Below are 17,748 nucleotides of genomic sequence, written 5' to 3'. Positions count from 1 at the left end.
CTCGAGGGTGGGCGTAATTCCGTCCGCAACAAGATCTTGTGCAACCAGAACGCCTCAAACGCGAACGCGCTTCTCGACGTGATCGACAGTTACGCGACGAAGCTCAAGCTCGTATCGACCGCCGAGGTCGCGACGTAGCACGAACGTCGCGCCATCGCGGATGGATAAGCGTCCGCTTTTTGGTTCACTCGAAGATATCTCGAATGACCGAATCTGGGGCGCAATCCAGTCGAACGGCTTCAGCGGGCTTTCGGCGTTCCTACTTCGATTCGGCACCTAATCCGGCCACTGGATCGCGCGGCGCGCTTGCGACATTCAGCCACGGCCTTCGCATTGTCCTGCACAAGCCGCGCGGCGTCGTCCAAAGCGCGCAGCCGCGCCGGGTCAGCCACCCGGAGCAGATGTACGCCTGCATCCCATTCTGTGCGCTCGAGCATTCGCGCAGCAGCGCGCTCCGGCCAGCGCCAGCTCTCAGGCACCGACCGTGCGACCGCCATCGGAAGGATCGCCCCCAGCGCGAGCCCCAGAACCGAAGCTGCCAGGGCAACGCCGATCATCCAACGCTTCTGGTTTTCGGCGGTCGCCGCAGACTCGACCATGCCCTGAAGCGACCGGATCGCGACGCCCAGCTCTCGGTTGGCCTGGTCCCATGCCTGATGATCGACAGCCCTTACCTGCGCGCCGGCTTCGGCAATCTGTTGACCGATCGTCGCGGGGGTAAGCGCAACACCGGGCTTGTCGGCGAGGAAGTAGAACGCCTCGACGACCTTGTTCCACCGCTCGTGGATCTTGGCCAGATCCGGCCCGTAGTCGCGGGCATGCAGTTCCTGCTGTCGCGCCGCGAACCCTTCCACAGCGGCGGCCAACCCGGCCAGCTTGCGGCTCATGGTCGCGAACGCGACCTCCGGATCGTCGATGTCGCCTGCTGACGTGGCAATGGTCTCTTCGGTCATAGCCCGATCCCAAGATTCCGCCCGCGATCGATCGAGAGCGCCAGTTGCTGGGCGATCGACCGCGTCCGCGCTTGCTCTGCGAGCGCAGAACCGATGCCGCCATCATGGCTGCCGGGCGCCCATTCCAGCGACCATTGCCGCCCGATCAGCTCGCCGCCACGGCGGCTGAGCGCGGCGCCTAGCGCCGGGTCGGCTTCGAGCCCCTTGGCCAGGGCGCGCATGTGGCCTTCGACTGCACCGCGGGCATCAAGATCCTGCCATCCCGGGAGATTGTCGCGCTCCGCGCGCAGCTGCTGCCAGCGCTGGACGAACCGGTCGGCCCGAAGCTCGGGATTGGTGCGCACCTCCGCCTCCAGCTGCATCTGACGGATAGCGCCGGCAGTGCGGCCATTGGCTGCTTCGCCGACCAGGCCGGGCTCGCGCGCGAACGCCGCGTCGAGGTCGCGCGCGCTATTGGGTTGGACGGCGTCGAGCGCCTGGGCTGCCTGAAGCTTGGCGGCCTTCTGATATTCGAGTGCAGGGAGGCCCTGCCCGGTCATGCGATCCATGTCCTGTACGGCGCGGGCGTAGCGCTGGACCGTCGAGCCGAGCGCGGACTGCTGATCGCCTGGGGCTTGCTCCGGAGAAGTCGACAGCTTGAGACCGTCGAACCGGCTGCGCGGTCGTGCCGGCTCGGCATCGTGCACCCGCAGCCGCAACCCGTCGAACCTGCCACGCTTCGGCGGTTCGGGCGCCGTATGGCTACGATCGACCAGCGGTTCGCGAGCCAGCGCGTCGAGAATGCGCGACCGATCAAACCCGCGCCGCTCGGCAAAGCGGGTTGCGCTCTGTTGGTAATCAAGCGCGCTGTCCTTTGCCCGGTCGCGCGACAGCGTGCGTGCAAGCCGTTCGACGCCCTCGAAGTCGTCACGGCCATAATGGAGATGCACCGCGTCACGGTGCCGCGACAGCGAGACATAGGCAGCGTGCCGATCCAGACCAGGCGTCGCCAGCACATGCACCCGATCGACGGTGAGCCCCTGCGCCTTGTGGATCGTGGCCGCATAGCCATGGGTGAGGTCGGCGTAATCTTTGACGTCGAACGCGACCCGCCGACCATCGTCGAGCCGCACTGCCATGCGGGCGCGATCAACCTGTTCGATGGTGCCAAGGGAGCCATTCTTCACGCCCAGTTCGCGTTCGTTGCGCAGGAACATGATGCGGTCCTGAGGCCCAAACAAGCGCTCGCCGCGCGTGGTTTTGACAGCAACTTCAGCGACTAACGTCCCGCCACGCTTCATCCGGTCCCGGGCCAGCGCATTCAGTTCATCGCATTCTTCGTTGGTATGCGACAGGATGATCGACGAGCGCGCCTGATCACTGGTCCGGTCGCCATCCCAGCGTTCGATCAGCGCCTCGCGCGCCTCCGCGCGGGTCTCCGACTCGACGAGCATTCCGGCGCGGGCATAGACGCCCAGCGCTTCTTCGGTGCGGCCGGTCGCCAGTTGCCTGGTGGCGTCGCGCTGCCAGTCTTCGCGCTGGCGGCGGACCTCTGTTATCTCAACGCCGCCGTGCCGCTCGGCGGTGGCGCGGAATGCAGCCCCGGCTTCGATCGCCTGGAGCTGTTCGGGATCGCCGACCAGCACGATCTTGGCGCCGCGCTTCTCGGCCTCTGCCACCACGCGCTCCATCTGTCGCGAGCCGATTAGCCCCGCTTCATCGATGACGAGGACAGACTTGTCGGTCAGCAGCTCCCTGCCCTGCCCCCATTGATGTTCGATGCTCGCGATCGTCCGCGATGCGATGCCCGATCCGCTCTCGAGATTCTCGGCGGCGATGCCGGAGAGCGCGAGCCCTTGGACCTGATAGCCCGCGCGCTCCCACGCCTCGCGCGCAACGCCGAGCATCGCGGATTTGCCGGTGCCAGCATAGCCGATGACGATGCCGAGATCCCTGGCATCTGTGACATGTTCGAACGCCGCGCGCTGTTCGCCCGACAGCAGAATCCCGCGCCGCTCGGCAGCTTCAAGCGCGCGCTCGCGGTTCCGCGCTCCGACGCGGTGCCGCTCGCGTTCCGCCAGCGCCTGCGTCTCTCGCGCGAGCCGCTGCTCGGTCTCGATCATCTCCCGGCTAGTGAACCGCTCTTCGCCGCGCCCGTCGCTGCCAAGCGCGACCAGTTCGGGCGATCCCCGCACCGCCGCCATCACCGAATCGAACTGGTCCTTCCCCTCGCTATGCCGGTGCGCAAACCGGGCGAGGTCACGGGTGGTGAACGTCGCCTGGGTGTGCGTGATCGCATCGAGCGCGAGTGCCGGACGGGCGATGATCTTCTCGCCGTTCGAGCGCGCGATCTCGAGATGCTCGGCGGCGCGCTCGGACTCAAGCCCCTGCGCTGCCATCCGCGATGCCGCCGGGCCGATCTTGTGCTGCGGCTCGAGGTCGATCCCTTGCGCTTCCAACGAACGGTGATCGATGCGGACGTCGATATCGAGCTGGGCGAGCCGTTCGTTGACATGGCCGCTCCAGCGCTCGCGCCACTTCTCGAGCAGGTCGGTGCGGTTCCAGTCGCGGTTCTTACTTCCGAACCCGTCCTCGCCAACCTCGCGCATGGTGAGCATCACATGCGCATGCGGCTTGGGTTCGCCATCGGCGCCAATATCCCAATGGACATTGAGGTCGGCGATCATGCCGCGGTCCACAAACTCGTCGCGCACGAAGTCGCGGGCGAGCGCGATCCCCTGTTCCCTAGTCATCTCCTTTGGAATCGCGAACTCGATCTCGCGCGCCAGCTGCGCGTCGATCCGCTTCTCGGCTGCCTCGACTTCGTTCCACAGCCGCTCGCGGCCCGACAGATGCTCCGGCGCCCCCTCCGGCAGCAGCACTTCGGAGTGGACGACGCCCGTCTTGTTCGAGAAATCATGATGCCGATCGAGCCGCTGGTCGTGCAGCCGCGAAGCCGAGCGATATGCAGCCGACGCAAGCGCGCTCGAACCAGCAGCGCGCGAAATGACTTTGGCCGTGAAGTGATAGATCGCCATAGTGGCAATCCATCTACACTACACAAGCGACGTCGGCACGACGTATAAGCGCGCCCTCGAAAGAATTTATCTTTCTCGGGACTGCGCAATCCCATGAGATTTCAGGGCGTTGTCGCTGATCGAAGGCAGCGATAACTGGTCGATCCTCATCGTGCAAATGAGGGGCGAGCCATGCGCAAACTCCGTGATTATGATGCCGAGCTGAAGGCTCTCAACGACAAGGCCCGCCAGCCGCGCGAGCAGAAGCTGCGCCAACTGGGTGAGTTGATGGTGGCCAGCAGCGCCGACGCGCTGCCGATCGAGCAGCTGGCCGGCGCATTGCTGCATGCCGCCGAGTCCAAAGACGCTGCGACAAAGGAGGTTTGGCGCAAGCGAGGCGCCGCCTTCTTTCAACGTGCACGCACCGCTGGCGACGGCGCTGGCGAGCAACCGCGCGACGCTGCGGGGGCTGGTGGCGGCGCGCCATCGTCACCAAGCTCAGATCGCGCGAAATGACAAGCGGGCATGGGCCGTGAAGCGTCGCGAGCGCACCCGCCAGTTGATCGAACTTGGCGGCCTGGTTGCCAAAGCCGGGCTAATCGAACTGACCGACGACGATCGCGCGGTATTCTTTGGCCTGCTAGTCGAAGCAGCCGCCATGCTGCGCAGCGAACGCGGCGATGACGCGCGCCTGCTCTGGACGCGACGCGGCAAGCGGGCCTTTGCCCTTGCCGGGGATGCCGAGCCAGCCGCATAGCATCGGGCATGACCGAGAACCTTGCGGGCACTATTGCCGCCCTCCTTGCGCGGACACCGGAATGGATACGGCAGGAAATGCTATCCAAAGAACCGGGCACGCGCGAACGCGCCGAGGAAGCGCTCGCCGCGATGATCGCCGGCGTGCTGGAAGAGCAGAAGTAAGTAGACGCCGCCTTTATGCTTCGGCGGCTTGCCTCAGTTCGGCGAGTCGTTCGGCGTTAACTGCCGCGACGATATCGCGAAGCCGTGCAATCGAGGTGGCGAGCGTCTCCAGATCTTCGGCCGTAATCGCATAGCTGGCCGAATAGCGGGCCTCGACATAGGCCCGTTTCAACCGCTCGAACCGCGCACGATCCTGTTTGGTGGCGCGAGGCCATGCATTCACAAGCCGGGGCTCCTTGTCCTCGGCCAGAGAGCGCAAGAATTTGATGTTGTGCGAGCGCGGGAAATAGAGCGTCCGCACAAGCAAGAAACAGGCGTAGAGGGCTTCCGTGGCTTGATGAAGCATGAAGGCAGCTTCGTTGCGCCATGTCTGAGAATCTGTGGCTCGGGATAACTGAAACTCGAACGTCTCAATTCGATGTGACGCGATAGCCGCATTTCGATCATAGTATTCGCCCGCCATCCTGTAGGCGTCGGACGCGCTGAGTGGCATCGGCGTGGCCAGCGAATGACATGGAAGCTCGTAGATCGCGACGCCATCGCGAGCGATATCGGTCCAGAAATATTCGCCCCGCTTGAGCGCGGTGTTCACCTCGTTAAGCGAATGCACGATGATATTGACCGGACGCGCGATGGTCGGATCGCGTGCGATCCGGTCCTCAGCGATGTACCAGTAATCTGCGATGTCGGTCAGGTCCTCATGGCTGACGACGATCAGCAGATCGAAGTCGGACTGATAGCCATTCTCCGGCTCGTCGACCCAATCGTCGCGCGCATAGCTGCCGAACAGGATGATCTTGTAGACCTTGCCGTCGCGCTTGTGCGGCTTGGTCGCGGTGGCGATGGCCTTATCGAATTCCTCGAGCAAGATTTCGCGCACGCGCGCCAGCTCGCGCTGTTGCCGTTCGGGGAGGTGATCCAACTCGGTCTTCATGAAACCACTCCTAACCGGCGTTGCGGGAAGCGCAAAACCTCGCCGGGCAAGAGCCCGGCGAGTGTCGTTCAGCGACCCCGCCGCCAGCGGCTCCGCCGCCTGGTTCCGCGATCGAGAGCGATCAGCACCCGCGCAACGGTCTGCTCCACCTCCTCAACGCTGCAGCCGTGCAGTGCAGCGGCTGCGACATAGTCTAGATCGTCAAACCGAACCGATCCAAAGATCGCGCGATCCCGCTCCGGCAGCGCTCGAAACGTGCGGCGTATCCGCCGTATTTCCAGCCACTGGATCATGACAGCGCCTCCTCGGCAGGCACAAAGCCAAGCAGGAAATCCGCCGCCTTGCTGGCAGCGCTGGCCGCCCGGAAAATCGCCTTTTCATCCTCGCGCAGCACCGCCAGCCAGCTTCCGATATAGTCGGCATGGCGCACAGTCGGGCGGATCGACAGCGACGCGCAGGTAAAGGCGCTGGCCATCTCAGCAATCAGTTCCTCGCGCGCATAAGGGCCACTTCCGAACGCGCCGGACTGGTCCCGATTGAGCCGCGAACGGTGCCCGGTCCAGTGCCCCAACTCATGGAGCGCGGTGCGATACCAGTTGATCGGCTCGCCGAATGCCTGTTGCGGCGGCACCGCCACATAGTCCGCGCCGGGGCTGTAATAGGCTTCCCCACCGCCGATCCGGAAGTCTGCGCCGCTCGCTTCGAGCAGCGCATGCGCCGCCGGAATCCGGTCGGCATCCTCCACCGGCCTGGCTTCGATCTGCGGCACGAAGCGCTCCGGCAAACCCTCGCACTGGTCGATGTTGAACACGGTGAAGCGCTTGAGAAATGCCAGCTGCCGCGCCTCGCGATCCTCGTCCCGCGCCCGCTCGGCCTCATCCTTGGGTGTGAAGCGATCCGCATAGCAGATGGTCGTGCCGCGCTCGCCCTTGCGGACATTGCCGCCCGCTGCCTGCGCCTGTTTGTAGGTCAGCCAGCGCTGCGAGGCATATTGCGCCTCGATCACCGCCGACCACAGGATCAGCACATTGATTCCCGAATAGCGCCGACCGGTCATGGCATTGGCCGGCATGGTGCACGGACACGCCGCCGCGTCCCATGGCCGCACCCAGGGCAACCGCCCCTCTTCCAGCTCGGCAATCACACGGGCGGTCACTTCGGCATAGAGGCTCGCTCGGTTCTCGGTCCTGGCAGTCATGCTCCTTACTCCTCAAACCATCGCAGCCGGCGCCGGAATGGCGGGGGTGGGCGGCAGGAGCGGACCGGCAGTCTCGCCGATAGAGGCGGGCAGCACTCGCAGGGCCGAAACGAAGAGGAGGACCCGCGCAGCGGGTTGCGGCCCGCCACGGCGGGACTAGAGGGTAGCGACGCCCACCCCCGCCAGTTCGAGTGCCGGAGGCAAAAACTCCGCCGCGCCCGCGCGGCGTCCGCAGCCATCAGCGCAGCGCCCGGCGCCCAAGGCGCCCATCAAAGCAGCACTCTCGAATCCGGTCGGCCGTCGCGGCGGCGTGCGCGCGCAACTGTGCGCCAGCCGCCGCCGCGCCTTCCGGCCGGATCGAGTGTGCCACGCGGAAAACAGGAAGCACTGCGAACCCTGGCGGCTGCGCAGCAGTCCGTCAGAGAACGACCATCAGATATCGCGTTCCGCAGAACGGCATCGCCGTCCCCGCGTCAGCGATCGCAACCCGAATGGGCGTGCGCCGTTGTGGCGCGGAGAAGAAAGGAGTGTTCTATCGAACGAAGCTTATTGGCGTAGCTTCTGTCTGACCGACTTACCGGTGCCGGCGACGAGCCGGCTGAAATCCCGAAAGGGGAACGGGACCATAGCATGTCGGTGAGGGATCGAAATCGGGCTCCGCAGCCTGATGGTTGACCCGCAGACAAGGTGCGCATGGTGAAGACTGGATTGTCTGAATCCCAGTTCCCTGCGGTTAATAGGTAAGCGGTGGTGAATGCGGATGACACGCCACTTCGCGTGCAGTGTGAAGTACGGCCTTGCGGATCACTGCCAATGCACGCGGCGCAGCCCCGGTAAGGGGATCACGGGAACGAACGGGGCACCTAAACGCACCGCAACTCCTCGCTCGCGCAACTGCGGGATCGCCTAAACAGGACGGCTGGCCCGGACCTGCATGGCGACGGAGCCGTCATAGTACTCGAACGCCCGGCGTAACGGCCGGGACAGCCGCCACGAAGCGGACGGAGCATCGGCATAAGGGTCGGGTGACCGGCGCGAACCCCGCTGCATCCGGGGGAAGGACGGCAGTTCTGTAAAACTCGGCAACTCGATGGAAAGGAACTGCTGATGCAGGCCGCTACTATCCTGAGACGGATCGAGACGCTTCCGGCCCTGTCTCGGGCGGGCAAGCGGATCAATGGTCTTCACCGCCTCATGGGGCCTCGTTACCTTTATGAGCGGGCCTATGTCAGGGTGTCCCGGAACCGGGGCGCAATGACGCCGGGCATCGACGGCGCGACGTTCGACGGCATGACGCTGGAGAAACTCGACCGTCTTGCCCGGAGCGTGGCCGAAGGCCGTTACCGCCCTCGCCCGGTGCGGCGGGTCTATATCCCCAAGGGCAATGGTAAGTTACGCCCATTGGGCATCCCGACGGCGGATGACCGCATCGTTCAGGAGGTGGTCCGGACGATCCTCTCGGCAATCTATGAGCCTGTGTTCTCGAAACACAGCCACGGGTTCCGGGCGGGCCGGTCGTGCCACACGGCTCTCGAAGAGATCCGGCACACCTGGACGGGCGTCAAATGGCTGATCGAAGTGGATGTCCGCGGGTTTTTCGACAACATCGACCATGAAATCCTGCTCATGCTGCTGTCGCGCCGGATCGACGATCCTTTGTTCGTCGGCCTGATCGAGGCGATGCTGAAAGCGGGGTGTATGGAAGACTGGAAGGTCGAGCGGACCTATAGCGGAACGCCACAAGGCGGGGTCGTCTCGCCGCTGCTCGCCAACATCTACCTCCATGAGCTCGATCTGTTCATGGAGGAAATGCGGGCGGGCTTCGATCGGGGAGTGCGCAGGCGGGCCAACCCCGCCTATATCTCGCACTCCAACCGGATCGCCGAACTTCGCAAGAAGATCGATGTTCTGCGTGCCGATGGCGCGCAGGGTGCCGAGGTCCGCGCGCTTCTGGCGCGGGTCAAGGCCATCAAGAAGGAACGGCTGACGGTCCCGTCGGTCGATCCGATGGACCCCGGCTTCCGCCGCCTTCGCTATTGCCGATATGCTGACGACTTCCTCGTCGGCGTGATCGGCAGCAAGGCGGACGCCGTGCAGATCATGGCCGATATACAGCACCTCCTCGCTGAGCGGCTCAATCTCGCGGTGTCACCGGAGAAGACGGGTGTTCGCGATGCATCGAAGGGATCGCCGTTCCTCGGCTTCCATGTCTGCGCCTTCACGTTGCGCACCGCCGGTTCGATGGCGGAGCGACCCAAGCCCGGCGGCGAAACACGTCGTGTTCGTCGTCGGCCAACGCGGGGCAATATCAAGCTGTGGGTGCCGATGGAGCGGGTCTATGCGTTCTGTCGCCGCAAGAAGCTCGGCAACCTCGACCTGAGGAATGGCCGGGCGCGTGCGCAGTTCCTCGACTCCAGTGACGCGGAAATTATCGTTGCGTACAACTCGGAGCTTCGCGGCTTCGCCAACTATTATGCGATCGCCGACGGCGTCAAAAGCTCGCTCAGCAAGCTCGAACTGGTCATGTTCAGAAGCTTGTTGGCGACGATGGCGTCCCGGCACCGCACGACGGTGAAGCGGACCATGAGGCGCCTGAGGATGGGGGCGGACTATGGTGTCACGACCATGGTCCGTGGCGAGCCGCGCATCCACAAGCTGTGGCGGCTGAAACACCTGACCGTGACGACATGGCAGCACGCTGCCGTGGACAACATCACGGTCGGCTCGCGCCTGGCGCAAAGTCCGAACGACCTGATCTCGCGGCTCAGCGCTTCCGAATGCGAAGCGTGCGGCAACGAAAATGGTCCGTTCGAGGTGCATCATCCCAATCGGTTGAAGGACAAGCGGAGCGGCCCGATGACACTCTGGAAGCAATCGGCGCGGCGGCGCAGGACGGTCGTCCTGTGCCGATCATGCCATGTCGCGTTCCACGGTGGCCGGGTGCCCGACAGAATGGAGAGCCGTGTGCATTGAAAGGTGCATGCACGGTTCGGGGGGAGGCGCAGGGGTGTCCTCGCAAGAGGCATCTCGCGCCTACCCTACCGAGACGCGCAGCGACTCGGGGCCGCGATTTCGCGGCGTAGAGCGCGGTCACGCGAAGCTTGAGACGCCCTGACACGCGCGCCCAGAAGCCAGAAAAATAAATTTCTACGCTGTTCTACGCGTAGCTACGCGGGACGACGCAGACCGCTTGGCCACCCCTTGCACCGCCAAGAATCCGTGCCCAGCCTTTCCTGCGGGGCACCACTCAGACGCATTAGATGCAAGGTGAAACCAATGCAGACCGACACTCCAGACCGCATCCTCCGGATCAAGGCCGTCCTCCAGCGTACCGGCCTCAGCCGCTCGACCATGTACCGCAAGATGCAGAACGGGACGTTCCCGAAGAACGTCCAGATCAGCACCCGTTGCGCAGGCTGGCGCGAATCCGCGATCAACACCTGGCTGCGCAATCCTATGTTCTACTCCGTCGAAGCGGGTCAGTAAGCCGAGCAGAATGGGTCGGCACGTTCAAGCGCTCCTAGCCGAGCGGCTCCGCCAGCACGCGACCTCCATCAATGAAGTTGACAATCTCGGCCTGGCCGACTTCTGGGTGCGTTACCTGGTCGTCGACGACATCTGGATTCCGCTGGGCGAGAATATGCTGATCGAGACGTTCAAACCCGTTTGGAATCGCGCCGTCGACGGCTTCGGCAATAAGGACCCTGGCCGCCGCCGGAAGGATCAGTTCCGCTCACCTTGGGACGTCTTCCATCCCGGCCGCGTCTTCGCGCGAAAACTCGCGGAGAGCCCGGTCGACGCGCCTTTCCTCGAAACGCGCGTCGATGACTATTTCAGCGGCCGGAAAATGGCGAAGTTGCCGCGCAAGGTGATGGAGCAGCAAGCCGAGGAGCAAGCGCTCGAGCAGACGGATCTCAAGGATACAGCGAGCGCATGAAGGGCGTCTTCGATACGAAGCGAAACTCTCGCTACGACGACGAGATCGCTCGTCGGTACCATTTTTCTGGAACGCTGTACCGAGACCGCGCCCGCCAAATGATTGGCGACTGGATCGTATATCGAGAACCCCAGCGGGAAGGTGGCCGACGCGCCTATGTGGCTGTCGCGCGTGTCGTTGACGTGGTGGAGGATCCTACCCGGGCCAAGCACTATTACGCCATCCTGGACAGCTTCCTGCGCTTTCCGAAACCCGTGCCTTTTTGGACGCCTGGTGGATATCGCGAGGAACCTCTGCGCTCGATACCGGATCGCGCGACGATAGGCCGAACACTGCAGGGTCACTCGATCCGAATGCTGGCGGAGGATGACTTCGCCTCGATCACGCGCGAAGGCCTGTCCGTCACATTGGATCACGACAATTTTCGCCGATTGAACCTCGATCCGGATCAGATCGATACCGCGACCGCGGACCTTCTCGCCGCGCCGGAGGAGACCCAGAAGCGGCGCATCGAACAGATCCTAGTCAACCGGAAGATCCGGGACGCCGCGTTCCGCGGGGAAGTATGCGACGCATACGACAATCGATGCGCCGTCACGCGGTTGCGGATGATCAATGGTGGCGGTCGAGCCGAGGTTCAGGCCGCGCATATCCGACCGGCTTCGGATGATGGACCAGACATCGTTCAAAATGGTTTGGCGCTCTCCGGCACCGCGCACTGGTTGTTCGATCGCCACCTGATCAGCATCACTGACGACTATCGTTTGCTCGTGTCGCACAACAAGATCCCCGAGGAATTCCGGGGCCTTCTGGCGCCGCAAGTTGAGCAAATCCATCTGCCGACCGACAAGGCTCTATGGCCAAGGCCCTCCTTCCTTCAGCATCATCGCGATCGGTTCGTCGGAACCTAGGGGTCAAATCGTGGACGTGAACGCGCGATCGCCCAGGCCTGGCGTGGTCGCCCATGCCTCGTGACGTGGTGTTGGCCGAGAAGGCGTGTTTCCCCTATGTTCCATTTTGCTTGATTCGCGGCGGCAGACGGATTAGGGCGATTCAATCCGCAGCATTTTGCCGCGGATTGAATCGGGAACCGCGATGGGACGGGACGGCGCCGACGCCAAGCGCGTCACGACAACGCTAACGATTCACAGGAAAACGCAGCTTGAGCGTCTCGCGGAGCGCGAGGGCGTGAAGGAAGCTTGGATCGTTCGCCGGGCCGTGGAAAGGTACCTCGATGAGGTTGGAGATGGGTCGGTTCTCGACTCTGTGAGGGAGCGTCAAAATGATCGGGGCTGAGCTGTTCGCGGGTTGTGGCGGCCTCGCGCTCGGGATGTCTCGAGCCGGCTTCACCCACTCCCTGATGGCCGAATTCGATCATGACGCCGTCGAAACCGTGCTGCACAATCGCAAGCGCCGCGTGAAGCACGTCGCCCATTGGCCAATGGAATTGACCGATGTTCGCGACATCGACTGGTCTCGGCACACTGGCACGCTCGACATCGTCTCGGGTGGCCCGCCCTGCCAGCCCTTTGGCATTGGCGGCAAGAAGCTGGGCCACGAGGATAGTCGCGATATGTGGCCCGAGGCCGTGCGCGCGATCCGTGAGGGCGCGCCCAAGGCCTTTCTATTCGAGAATGTTCGCAATCTGGCGGGGCCCCGGTTCCAGCCCTATCTCGACTGGATCACCTTGCACCTTCGCTACCCCAACGACACGCGCCGCGTCGGGGAGGATTTCGACAGCCATCGCGAGCGGCTGCGCTTGTCGAGCAAGCCCGGCGCGTACCAGGTTCGCTGGCAGGTGGTGAACGCGGCCGATTTTGGCGCGCCGCAGATCCGTTTCCGTGTGCTGATCGCGGGGTTGGCCGCCAGCTTTGGCGTGGCGCCGGAGGCACTACGCCCCACCCATTCACGCGACCGTCTTTTGTGGGACCAATTTGTGACTGGCGACTATTGGCGCCGGCACGGCCTGCCCAAGCGCGAGCGGCCGACGCTCCTACGCGACCAGGCTCGTGTCGAGCAGCTGCGCGCCGCAGGGATGGCCCCAGCGGGCTTGCCTTGGGTCACGGTCCGTGATGCCCTGCTGGGCCTCGGAGAGCCCGACGGCACGCGCAATCACGTCTTCCAGGCCGGCGCTCGCGTATATCCCGGCCATACCGGCAGCCCGCTTGATCTTCCCGCCAAGGCGTTGAAGGCAGGCGACCACGGCGTGCCGGGCGGCGAGAACATGATGGTCCGTGACGATGGCTCGGTGCGCTATTTCACCATGCGTGAAGCCGCGCGCCTAGTCGGCCTCCCAGACGATTTCGAATTCTCGCGTTCCTGGTCCGAGACAATGCGTCAGCTCGGTAACGCGGTGCCCGCGCAACTCGGCGAGGCCGCTGGACGCTGGATGCGTTCGATGATCGAGCGGGAGAACGAGGAAGAACAAGGCCGCGCGGTCGCCTGAGGACATTGTCGTTCCGTCACAAGGCGGTATGACGCTCGCCTGATGGCGAACAAATCCCCCGACAGAATCGCGTTCGACGCTTTGGACGCCGCGCTCGCCGCAGTAGTTCACGCGGCGGAGGGCGGCGCGGCGCCGGCCGTGGCGCGCCGCATCCGAAAGGGCCTCGCCGACCACGCCCTCGCTATCGAGGCAGCCCGCGCGGCCACCGATCCGATCGCGACGCCGCGCGCGAGCTTTGATCCATCGGACCCCAAGGTAGTTGGGCGAATGGTCGCGCTGGCGCTGCTGGCGCAGAACCGCGTCCCGCTCAACCAGATCACACCGACCTACGGTTCGGGCGTGTACGCCATCTATTATGAAGGCGATCATCCCTTCTACGCTGCGATCAGCGGAACGGAGACGCCGATCTATGTGGGGAAGGCCGATCCCGCTTCGGGCGATGCGAGCACCGTTCGCGAGCAAGGACCCCGCTTGACCGGACGCCTGCTCGAGCATGCGGGAACAATCGAGACAGCGGCGAACCATGGCAAGGCGGCCCTCGCCGACGGCCTGTATCCAATCAAGCTCGAGGACTTCACCTGCCGGCGCCTGGTTTGCGCGACCAATGCCCAGCTTGTCGCCGAAAAGCATCTTATCGGCATGTTCTGGCCCCTCTGGAATTCCGAGACAAAGGCTTGTTGGGGAATGAGCAAGCACGGCGACGCGGCCAAAACGCGCGCCAATAAGCGGTCGCCATGGGATGTGGTCCATCCGGGCCGCGCATGGGCGCTAGATGAACTCCTTGTCGATTCCCTGACGCCTGCGGAGATCAAGGCGCGTATCGACGCGATCCTGGGCCAAGTGCCACCCCGCACGGATCACGCGAGCCTGCTCGAGGAAGTTCTCGAGGCTTTCCGCCAACAGGATGCCATCCCGGAGGAGCCAACAATATCGCCTCTCGGGGATGTCGATGGACCGACGGATGACGAAGCCGGCGCCGCCGAAGACTGAGGTCGACGCGGAACGCAGCGCTCAGATGGCGCGCGTGAAGGGTCGTGATACTGGCCCGGAGCTAAGGGTAAGGCGGGCGCTGCACCGCGCGGGCTTGCGTTTCCGGCTGCACGACCGGGGGCTGCCAGGGAAACCCGACATCGTGCTTCCCTCAAGGCGGCTCGCCATTTTCGTGCATGGCTGCTTCTGGCATCGGCATCCCGATCCCGCGTGCAAGCTGGCGCGCTTGCCCAAGTCACGTCTCGACTTCTGGGTGACTAAGCTCGAGGCGAACCGCGCGCGTGACGAGCGAAACGCGGCCGCGCTAATCGCGAAGGGTTGGGAAGTGCGGACGATTTGGGAGTGCGAGTTGAGCGATAGCGAAGCCCTGGCTCGCTTTGTTGAAGCCTGCCGTCTCTCCCCGATTGAAACGCCCCCCCGGCGCAAAAGGGAGTGAGCGCCATCCACACTTTCGCGAGAGGCGCCTCAGGCGGTCGCGATTGCCGTCAGGGCCAGCGGATTACGAAGCCCTTCTTACCCTTGGGCCAGGCGATCCCGAAGCCATTGTCCAGCGCCAAGGCGAGATCGTCGGTACCGTCCACCGGATTCTCGACAACGATGAGCTGACGGCCATTCCAGAGCTGATGCTGACGGTAATCCAATAGCTGCCCGATCGCGGTGCGAATGGCATAGCGCTGGCTACCCTGATCGGTCGGCTTGACCTCCACCATCACCGGAACTTCTCCCTCCACGGTGTAGCGAAGGTCGTCGCGGTAGCATTCCGGGAATTCAATGCGCGCGTGCTTGGCTCGCAAATACGCTTTGAACCGCGTCTCGAGCTCGTGATGCCGCGGATGAACCTCGACCTCGAATTTACGAAGGTACCGTCGGTGCGGCTCGGACGGCGCCGGACCGGCCCTGCCACCGCGCCCGCCGCGCCCGCGACGATTTCCCTGAGCATGGATTGGCGCGACCGCTTCCCCATCCATTTTCGCGCGCACCGCCGCGAGGAACGCGATCGCATCAGGGTCGGTGCTGTCCTCGGCGTACCACCAGCTGACTTGCCCGCTCCAACCGCGTCCACGGCGAAGCTGGAGATCGCGATCCCTGGGAGGAATCAACACGACGTCCGCCGCTCGAGCCTTGACCTGATAGGAGCCGATCTGGTCCTTGCGGTGCCGCGCGGAAGGAAACTCCTCATCAAACGCCTGGCGTTCGCGATAGAGCCGGGCCCCGCGATACCAGCCGACAACAACGCGAGGATCACGGCCCCGAAGCGGCGCGGTCCAGACGATATCGACATTGTCGAGATAATCATCGGTTCGCGAAGCACCAAGGCGCTCGAGCTTCACCTGCCGATCCACGCCGTTCTTGCTGATCTCGAAATGGCCATAGACCATGCCGTCATCGCCAACGAGGAAGTTGCATTCCTCGCCGCAATAGCCCTCGGCGCGAGGGAAACCGCCTCCGCCAAGCGGCGGGTCGTTTGGGTCGCGGCCGGCATAGTCGTCCATCCAAGCGACGTTGCAGAACAGGATTGGCATAGCCCCCTCGATGTTTTCAGCGCGCGGCGGCGCATATGCGAGCGAGCCGCCCGTCATTGTCCCATCGCGGCTTGTAGATCGCCTGATGCTGATTGAGCTGCCAGCAGGAGAGATCGCCCTTCGCGCCGGAGACCAGCGCCAGGGTACGGCCATAGCGATCGGTTCCGACCCGATCGATGCGCAACGGTAAGAGAAGCGCGCGACGAAGGCTCTGCGTTGAAGCGAACGGGTCACCCGGCGCGCAATCACGGCCTTGGGCGCAATGCCCTGGTAGCTCCGGAGCATCTATGCCGAGCAGGCGGATGCGTTCACCCTCGCATCGCAACGTGTCTCCATCGACACCCGCGCAGGAAACGGTTGGGCCAGGTGAGGTGGGCACGGGCGCGGCGCTGGATCCGATCAGCCTCGGCGCCACGCCAGCGAGCGCGCCGACGATCGCGGCGCCACCAAGAACAAGTAGGATCTGGTTCGAAAAGCCCATGCTCGCTTGTGCCGCGAGCCGCCCTGGCTAGGCAAGCGGACCGCTCGCTTTTGAATGCATCAAGATGGCGCCGATCCGTGAGGCAAGCTCCGAAAGCCGAGGATTGTCTCAGCGGCTAGGTTGGCTACGAGTCTTCAAATGATGATCGACGACCAGCTTAGCGCCCTTTTCGACGATCCCGACTTCGCGGAAGTGCAACGCCGAACCGCTCGCTTCAATATCTTCGAGGCCGTTGGCGCGGTGCACGCGGAGCTGCGCCATTCGAACTTCCTCGGCTATCTATTGGCGCCAAGCAGGCCACACGGTCTTGGCGCCCGCCCGCTCGCCCAGGTGCTGCGGCGGTTGCTCGAAACGGTACCCTCGAACCGGCGCCCCCTCAGCACAGTCGAACTGCTGGTTGGCGACCTCGATGACGCAGTCGTTCATCGCGAGCGCGACAGCATCGACTTGCTCATTGAGATCGACTCTCTTCAACTCGTCGTACTGATCGAGAACAAGGTTCACGCCAAAGCCGGCGATGGGCAGCTGCGTCGCTACCGGGAGCTCGTCGAGAGGCGCTACCCCACCTACCGCAGGCTGCTCATATTCCTGACGCCCGAGGGCACGGATCCGCATGACCCCGCCTATTTGCCATTCAGCTATGCGGCTCTCGCCGGAACGCTCGACACCCTGGTCTCTGATCTGCCGGCGGCGGATGCGACGAAGCTGATCGTCAGCCACTATACGGAAATGCTGAGGACCCATATCGTGGAAGACGAATATCTGCGCGGCCTCGCGGCCAGACTCTACGAACGGCATGCTGAGGCTCTCGATTTCATCTTCGAGAGCCGACCTCGGCAGGCAAGCCTGGTGGAGCTCGTGGGGCAGCGAGTTCGATCGATCGAAGGCCTGACCGTCGATACGGACGGCATCTCCATGCTGCGTTTCGCGCCCGACCGGTGGGACGCCGAATTGTCACTCCGCATTGACAAGAAGAAATGGACGCGCTCCGGTAGAGGCCTGTTGTTCGAGGTGAAGTCCTTCAATAGCAAGCCGGGGCGTATTAATGTCTCGCTAATCCTCGGGCCCGGTGAGACGGAGTATCGCGAGGCGTTCTACCGGGCCGCCCAGGCACGCCCTGAGCTATTCACCGGTCTTGTGAAACCCATGGGCCTACAATTCTCGACAGTCTTCAGCAGGGATCTGCTCACGGCGGAGAAGGCCGCCACGATCGGAGCGGAGGCCCAAGCCAACAATGTCTCGCTCGCATGGTCGAACTTTCAAGGGGAGACGCTGCCGCTCCTGATTACGGCTTCGCTTGAGATCGATGCGGCCATCAGCGATTCACGCGCGGGGTAATTTGAAGGTCGGATGACTGGACATGCCGAAG

The 17,748-nt window shown here is 63.9% G+C and carries 19 protein-coding genes; 11 read left to right on the top strand and 8 right to left on the bottom strand.

All coding sequences use genetic code 11. The annotated features are described in order from the left end of the window. Positions 1–54 precede the first annotated feature (54 nt). Genes ACG3SL_RS19655 through traA form a run of 3 tightly spaced genes read right to left on the bottom strand, consistent with a single transcriptional unit; the run spans position 55 to position 3,970 of the window. Complete coding sequence (locus tag ACG3SL_RS19655; protein ID WP_448665182.1) at positions 55–198, bottom strand: DUF5818 domain-containing protein; 144 nt, start codon at positions 196–198, stop codon at positions 55–57. Positions 199–239: 41 nt separating this feature from the next. Next, positions 240–953 carry a DUF6118 family protein gene (locus ACG3SL_RS19650; RefSeq protein WP_448662836.1) on the bottom strand — a complete coding sequence of 238 codons (714 nt, stop codon included), beginning with the start codon at positions 951–953 and terminating at the stop codon, positions 240–242. Then, on the bottom strand, positions 950–3,970 hold the full coding sequence (traA, locus tag ACG3SL_RS19645; protein WP_448662835.1) for a Ti-type conjugative transfer relaxase TraA: 3,021 nt from the start codon (positions 3,968–3,970) through the stop codon (positions 950–952). Before traA ends, ACG3SL_RS19650 begins: the two co-directional genes overlap by 4 nt. A 171-nt stretch (positions 3,971–4,141) precedes the next feature. Between traA and ACG3SL_RS19640 the strand changes: the two genes are divergently transcribed. The 3 genes from ACG3SL_RS19640 to ACG3SL_RS19630 are packed head-to-tail and all read left to right on the top strand — an operon-like array spanning position 4,142 to position 4,870. Next, positions 4,142–4,465, top strand: a complete 324-nt coding sequence (locus ACG3SL_RS19640) for a conjugal transfer protein TraD (protein ID WP_448662834.1) — start codon at positions 4,142–4,144, stop codon at positions 4,463–4,465. Between the two features lie 16 nt (positions 4,466–4,481). After that, positions 4,482–4,706: a conjugal transfer protein TraD gene (locus ACG3SL_RS19635; RefSeq protein WP_448662833.1), complete on the top strand. Its 225-nt coding sequence runs from the start codon at positions 4,482–4,484 to the stop codon at positions 4,704–4,706. Positions 4,707–4,714: 8 nt separating this feature from the next. Further along, entirely contained in the window at positions 4,715–4,870 is a 156-nt protein-coding gene (locus ACG3SL_RS19630) for a hypothetical protein (protein WP_448662832.1), read from the top strand. Positions 4,871–4,883: 13 nt separating this feature from the next. On the opposite strand, the gene ACG3SL_RS19625 is transcribed toward ACG3SL_RS19630, so the two are convergent. The 3 genes from ACG3SL_RS19625 to ACG3SL_RS19615 form a co-directional block, all read right to left on the bottom strand. After that, entirely contained in the window at positions 4,884–5,804 is a 921-nt protein-coding gene (locus ACG3SL_RS19625) for a HEPN domain-containing protein (RefSeq protein ID WP_448662831.1), read from the bottom strand. A 68-nt stretch (positions 5,805–5,872) separates the two neighbouring features. After that, on the bottom strand, positions 5,873–6,097 hold the full coding sequence (locus ACG3SL_RS19620) for a sigma factor-like helix-turn-helix DNA-binding protein (RefSeq protein WP_448662830.1): 225 nt from the start codon (positions 6,095–6,097) through the stop codon (positions 5,873–5,875). Further along, positions 6,094–7,002 (bottom strand): ArdC family protein, encoded by a 909-nt coding sequence (locus tag ACG3SL_RS19615; protein WP_448662829.1) that lies wholly within the window; start codon positions 7,000–7,002, stop codon positions 6,094–6,096. The genes ACG3SL_RS19620 and ACG3SL_RS19615 overlap by 4 nt, the downstream gene beginning before the upstream one ends. A gap of 1,107 nt (positions 7,003–8,109) precedes the next feature. On the opposite strand from ACG3SL_RS19615, the gene ACG3SL_RS19610 reads away from it, so the two are divergent. From ACG3SL_RS19610 to ACG3SL_RS19580, 7 genes are all read left to right on the top strand, one after another. Then, positions 8,110–9,975: a reverse transcriptase domain-containing protein gene (locus tag ACG3SL_RS19610; RefSeq protein WP_448662828.1), complete on the top strand. Its 1,866-nt coding sequence runs from the start codon at positions 8,110–8,112 to the stop codon at positions 9,973–9,975. A 303-nt stretch (positions 9,976–10,278) separates the two neighbouring features. Further along, the gene (locus tag ACG3SL_RS19605; protein WP_448662827.1) at positions 10,279–10,488 is read left to right on the top strand and encodes a helix-turn-helix transcriptional regulator; all 210 of its coding nucleotides are present in this window, start codon (positions 10,279–10,281) and stop codon (positions 10,486–10,488) included. A 10-nt stretch (positions 10,489–10,498) separates the two neighbouring features. Further along, positions 10,499–10,939 carry an Eco29kI family restriction endonuclease gene (locus tag ACG3SL_RS19600; RefSeq protein ID WP_448662826.1) on the top strand — a complete coding sequence of 147 codons (441 nt, stop codon included), beginning with the start codon at positions 10,499–10,501 and terminating at the stop codon, positions 10,937–10,939. After that, on the top strand, positions 10,936–11,850 hold the full coding sequence (locus ACG3SL_RS19595) for an HNH endonuclease (protein ID WP_448662825.1): 915 nt from the start codon (positions 10,936–10,938) through the stop codon (positions 11,848–11,850). The genes ACG3SL_RS19600 and ACG3SL_RS19595 overlap by 4 nt, the downstream gene beginning before the upstream one ends. 371 nt (positions 11,851–12,221) lie before the next feature. Beyond that, the gene (locus ACG3SL_RS19590) at positions 12,222–13,385 is read left to right on the top strand and encodes a DNA cytosine methyltransferase (protein ID WP_448662824.1); all 1,164 of its coding nucleotides are present in this window, start codon (positions 12,222–12,224) and stop codon (positions 13,383–13,385) included. A 42-nt stretch (positions 13,386–13,427) separates the two neighbouring features. Continuing rightward, a complete protein-coding gene (locus ACG3SL_RS19585; protein WP_448662823.1) occupies positions 13,428–14,375 on the top strand; it encodes an Eco29kI family restriction endonuclease in 948 nt (315 codons plus the stop codon). Further along, complete coding sequence (locus ACG3SL_RS19580) at positions 14,347–14,811, top strand: very short patch repair endonuclease (RefSeq protein WP_448662822.1); 465 nt, start codon at positions 14,347–14,349, stop codon at positions 14,809–14,811. The genes ACG3SL_RS19585 and ACG3SL_RS19580 overlap by 29 nt, the downstream gene beginning before the upstream one ends. A 49-nt stretch (positions 14,812–14,860) precedes the next feature. On the opposite strand, the gene ACG3SL_RS19575 is transcribed toward ACG3SL_RS19580, so the two are convergent. Both ACG3SL_RS19575 and ACG3SL_RS19570 read right to left on the bottom strand, forming a co-directional pair. Beyond that, the gene (locus ACG3SL_RS19575) at positions 14,861–15,955 is read right to left on the bottom strand and encodes a hypothetical protein (RefSeq protein ID WP_448662821.1); all 1,095 of its coding nucleotides are present in this window, start codon (positions 15,953–15,955) and stop codon (positions 14,861–14,863) included. Further along, positions 15,915–16,379, bottom strand: a complete 465-nt coding sequence (locus tag ACG3SL_RS19570) for a thermonuclease family protein (RefSeq protein ID WP_448662820.1) — start codon at positions 16,377–16,379, stop codon at positions 15,915–15,917. Before ACG3SL_RS19570 ends, ACG3SL_RS19575 begins: the two co-directional genes overlap by 41 nt. Before the next feature lie 138 nt (positions 16,380–16,517). On the opposite strand from ACG3SL_RS19570, the gene ACG3SL_RS19565 reads away from it, so the two are divergent. After that, positions 16,518–17,717 (top strand): PDDEXK-like family protein, encoded by a 1,200-nt coding sequence (locus ACG3SL_RS19565; RefSeq protein WP_448662819.1) that lies wholly within the window; start codon positions 16,518–16,520, stop codon positions 17,715–17,717. Positions 17,718–17,748 lie beyond the last annotated feature (31 nt).

This window comes from Sphingomonas degradans (genome assembly GCF_053502645.1).
Note: the sequence above shows the minus strand (reverse complement) of the source record. Positions and strands in the feature narration are given on the sequence as shown.

Bases quoted from the DNA above. Each gene is read 5' to 3' on its own strand.
- ACG3SL_RS19620 (WP_448662830.1), bottom strand. From the start codon at position 6,097: ATGATCCAGTGGCTGGAAATACGGCGGATACGCCGCACGTTTCGAGCG.
- ACG3SL_RS19580 (WP_448662822.1), top strand. From the start codon at position 14,347: ATGACGAAGCCGGCGCCGCCGAAGACTGAGGTCGACGCGGAACGCAGC.
- ACG3SL_RS19615 (WP_448662829.1), bottom strand. From the start codon at position 7,002: ATGACTGCCAGGACCGAGAACCGAGCGAGCCTCTATGCCGAAGTGACC.
- ACG3SL_RS19585 (WP_448662823.1), top strand. From the start codon at position 13,428: ATGGCGAACAAATCCCCCGACAGAATCGCGTTCGACGCTTTGGACGCC.
- traA (WP_448662835.1), bottom strand. From the start codon at position 3,970: ATGGCGATCTATCACTTCACGGCCAAAGTCATTTCGCGCGCTGCTGGT.
- ACG3SL_RS19600 (WP_448662826.1), top strand. From the start codon at position 10,499: ATGGGTCGGCACGTTCAAGCGCTCCTAGCCGAGCGGCTCCGCCAGCAC.
- ACG3SL_RS19595 (WP_448662825.1), top strand. From the start codon at position 10,936: ATGAAGGGCGTCTTCGATACGAAGCGAAACTCTCGCTACGACGACGAG.
- ACG3SL_RS19650 (WP_448662836.1), bottom strand. From the start codon at position 953: ATGACCGAAGAGACCATTGCCACGTCAGCAGGCGACATCGACGATCCG.
- ACG3SL_RS19640 (WP_448662834.1), top strand. From the start codon at position 4,142: ATGCGCAAACTCCGTGATTATGATGCCGAGCTGAAGGCTCTCAACGAC.
- ACG3SL_RS19605 (WP_448662827.1), top strand. From the start codon at position 10,279: ATGCAGACCGACACTCCAGACCGCATCCTCCGGATCAAGGCCGTCCTC.
- ACG3SL_RS19565 (WP_448662819.1), top strand. From the start codon at position 16,518: ATGATGATCGACGACCAGCTTAGCGCCCTTTTCGACGATCCCGACTTC.
- ACG3SL_RS19575 (WP_448662821.1), bottom strand. From the start codon at position 15,955: ATGACGGGCGGCTCGCTCGCATATGCGCCGCCGCGCGCTGAAAACATC.
- ACG3SL_RS19630 (WP_448662832.1), top strand. From the start codon at position 4,715: ATGACCGAGAACCTTGCGGGCACTATTGCCGCCCTCCTTGCGCGGACA.
- ACG3SL_RS19570 (WP_448662820.1), bottom strand. From the start codon at position 16,379: ATGGGCTTTTCGAACCAGATCCTACTTGTTCTTGGTGGCGCCGCGATC.
- ACG3SL_RS19610 (WP_448662828.1), top strand. From the start codon at position 8,110: ATGCAGGCCGCTACTATCCTGAGACGGATCGAGACGCTTCCGGCCCTG.
- ACG3SL_RS19590 (WP_448662824.1), top strand. From the start codon at position 12,222: ATGATCGGGGCTGAGCTGTTCGCGGGTTGTGGCGGCCTCGCGCTCGGG.
- ACG3SL_RS19625 (WP_448662831.1), bottom strand. From the start codon at position 5,804: ATGAAGACCGAGTTGGATCACCTCCCCGAACGGCAACAGCGCGAGCTG.